Here is a 2,461-nt window from a genome sequence, read left to right on the forward strand (position 1 = left end):
TCTCTGCCCTTCGCCATTTCTTCGGCGGGTTCTGACCAGGGCCCGCTCCGCACCCGGAACAGGACCCGAATATGAGCATCGAAGCAGCCACCGGCCCCCAACACTCCACCTCGAACCTGCGCGTCAGCGAGTTCACCCCGCTGCCCACCCCGCAGGACCTCATGGCGGAACTGCCCCTGGAGGCCCGCCTGGCCGAGGTGGTCGGGCGGGGCCGGGACGAGGTCCGGGCCATCATGGACGGTGTGGACGACAGGCTGCTCGTCATCGTGGGCCCCTGCTCCATCCACGACCCCAAGGCGGGCCTGGAATACGCCCGCCGGCTGGTCAGCCAGGCAGAGAAGCACCGCGAAGACCTGCTGATCGTCATGCGCACCTACTTCGAAAAGCCGCGCACCACGGTGGGCTGGAAGGGCCTGATCAACGACCCCCGGCTGGACGGCAGCCACGACATCGCCGCGGGCCTGCGCGCGGCCCGGTCCTTCCTGCGCCAGGTCACCGCCCTCGGCCTGCCCACCGCCACCGAGTTCCTTGAGCCAATCAGCCCCCAGTACGTCGCGGACCTGGTCGCCTGGGGCGCGATCGGCGCCCGCACCACGGAGAGTCAGATCCACCGCCAACTGGCCTCCGGGCTGTCGATGCCGATCGGCTTCAAGAACGGGACCGACGGCGATCTCCAGGTGGCGCTGGACGCGTGCAGCGCCGCCGCTGCCGCCCAGGCGTTCCTCGGGATCGACGACGACGGCCGGGCGGCGCTTGTGGCTACCGCCGGCAACCCGGACACCCACGTCATCCTCCGCGGCGGACGCAAGGGCCCCAACTACTCAGCCGCCGATGTTGAAGCGGCCTCAGCGAAACTCGCCGCGAAGCAGCTCAACCCCCGTCTGATCGTCGACGCCAGCCACGCCAACAGCGGCAAAAACCACCACCGCCAGGCCGAGGTCGCCCTCGAAATCGGTGCGCAGCTGGAAAATGCCGGAGCCGCCGCCGGGGCCATCGCCGGCGTCATGCTCGAGAGCTTCCTGGTGGGCGGGGCCCAGAACCTCGATGTCAACGCCGCTACCGGCTCCGGACGGGACGGGCTGGTCTACGGCCAGAGCGTCACTGATGCCTGCATGGACTGGGACGTGACGGCGTCGGTACTGGGCCAGCTGGCCGCCTCGGCCCGCACGCGGCGGACCCGGGCCTGAGGGAGGAGCAGGCGGAGGAGCGTGCCGCGGGATTTTCGAGATTCCTGCGGAAATCGTGCGGGGATTCCTGAGGAAGTCTTTCACTTTGGCACCATGAGCAACTAGTGTTGCTAACACATGGTTGTTTGATGGCTCAGCATCGGCACACCGCCATGTCAACAGGTGGGGCTGCCGTTCGCTTGAGCAAAGGAATAGGGAAATGTCTACGGAGGCCAACTTCTCCAAGGCCCGTTTTTTGACCGTGGCCGAAGTCGCGGAACTTATGCGGGTATCGAAAATGACTGTGTACCGTCTTGTGCATTCGGGGGAGATGCCGGCCGTGCGGTTCGGCCGCTCCTACCGCGTGCCGGAAAACGCCGTCGAGCAGTACCTCAAGGGTGCCGTCGTCGACCGGAATGACGGCCACGCCGGAACTGGCTGATCAGTCAGCGGCAACAATCACAGCGTGAATCGACTGCTTTGGGTCCCGCACGGGGCCCGCGGTCGTGGGGTGCCTCGCAGAGGCGGTACCCTGTTAAGGAACGTTTTACGTCATTGTAAGAACCTGTCAGTTGTTTCAGTCTGCTGCTTAGCCCGCGGACCCTTCCCAACAGGCAGGTACTGCATCTAGCCGGTAAGGAACTTTCGTGGGTTCAGTTATTAAGAAGCGTCGCAAGCGTATGGCCAAGAAGAAGCACCGCAAGCTGCTTCGCAAGACGCGCCACCAGCGTCGCAATAAGAAGTAGCAATACTTCGAAATGCATGAAATGCCCGTTGCCTTCCAGGCGACGGGCATTTTTCTTGCCTTCGGCGGTTGATTTGCGTTGGGGCCAGCCGGGGCGAACCGGGGAGACGCCGAGGAGGTGGCGCGTAAATTCGCACCGGCTTCGGACGCGGGCTGCGGAATCAGAGGACGGCGGCCCTGATCCGCGCCGCGCCCGTCCGAATCCGCAGCGGAAGCCGCGGGCGGCCTAGCGGCTGGGGCCGCGGAAGCGGGAGAACCCCCGCCACAGGCCGTAGATGGCCCCTCCGACCGTTGCGGCCTTGAAGCCCAGAGTGGCGGCGCGCCGGCCTGCACGGAAGTCGTAGACCGGCCAGTTGCGCTCGCGGGCGTAGCGGCGCAGCTTGGAGTCGGGATTGATGGCAACGGGGTGCCCCACCATGCTCAGCAACGGGATGTCGTTGTGGGAATCGCTGTACGCCCAGCAGCGGCTCAGGTCCAGACCCTGCTCCTCGGCAATTTGCTGGACTGCGACCTCTTTGGCCGGTCCATGGAGGATCTCGCCCACAAGCCG

At 65.8% G+C, this 2,461-nt stretch carries 4 protein-coding genes; 3 read left to right on the forward strand and 1 reads right to left on the reverse strand.

Translation table 11 applies throughout. The features are described 5' to 3' along the window. The first annotated feature begins 71 nt into the window (after positions 1 to 71). From LQV45_RS25795 to LQV45_RS25805, 3 genes are all read left to right on the forward strand, one after another. Positions 72 to 1,187, forward strand: a complete 1,116-nt coding sequence (locus LQV45_RS25795) for a 3-deoxy-7-phosphoheptulonate synthase (RefSeq protein ID WP_230009487.1) — start codon at positions 72 to 74, stop codon at positions 1,185 to 1,187. 199 nt (positions 1,188 to 1,386) lie between these two features. After that, positions 1,387 to 1,608, forward strand: a complete 222-nt coding sequence (locus LQV45_RS25800; RefSeq protein WP_018775046.1) for a helix-turn-helix domain-containing protein — start codon at positions 1,387 to 1,389, stop codon at positions 1,606 to 1,608. Positions 1,609 to 1,813: 205 nt separating this feature from the next. Then, positions 1,814 to 1,912, forward strand: coding sequence for a 30S ribosomal protein bS22 (locus tag LQV45_RS25805; RefSeq protein ID WP_003792170.1), 99 nt, complete (start codon positions 1,814 to 1,816; stop codon positions 1,910 to 1,912). A 225-nt stretch (positions 1,913 to 2,137) separates the two neighbouring features. Here the strand turns inward: LQV45_RS25805 and LQV45_RS25810 are convergent. Then, on the reverse strand, positions 2,138 to 2,461 hold a 324-nt coding region (locus LQV45_RS25810), incomplete at its 5' end, for an HAD family phosphatase (protein ID WP_230009488.1).

This window comes from Microbacterium sp. Bi128, from assembly GCF_918698205.1.

Coding starts and splice junctions, on each gene's coding strand:
- LQV45_RS25795 (WP_230009487.1), top strand. CDS start 72: ATGAGCATCGAAGCAGCCACCGGCCCCCAACACTCCACCTCGAACCTG.
- LQV45_RS25800 (WP_018775046.1), top strand. CDS start 1,387: ATGTCTACGGAGGCCAACTTCTCCAAGGCCCGTTTTTTGACCGTGGCC.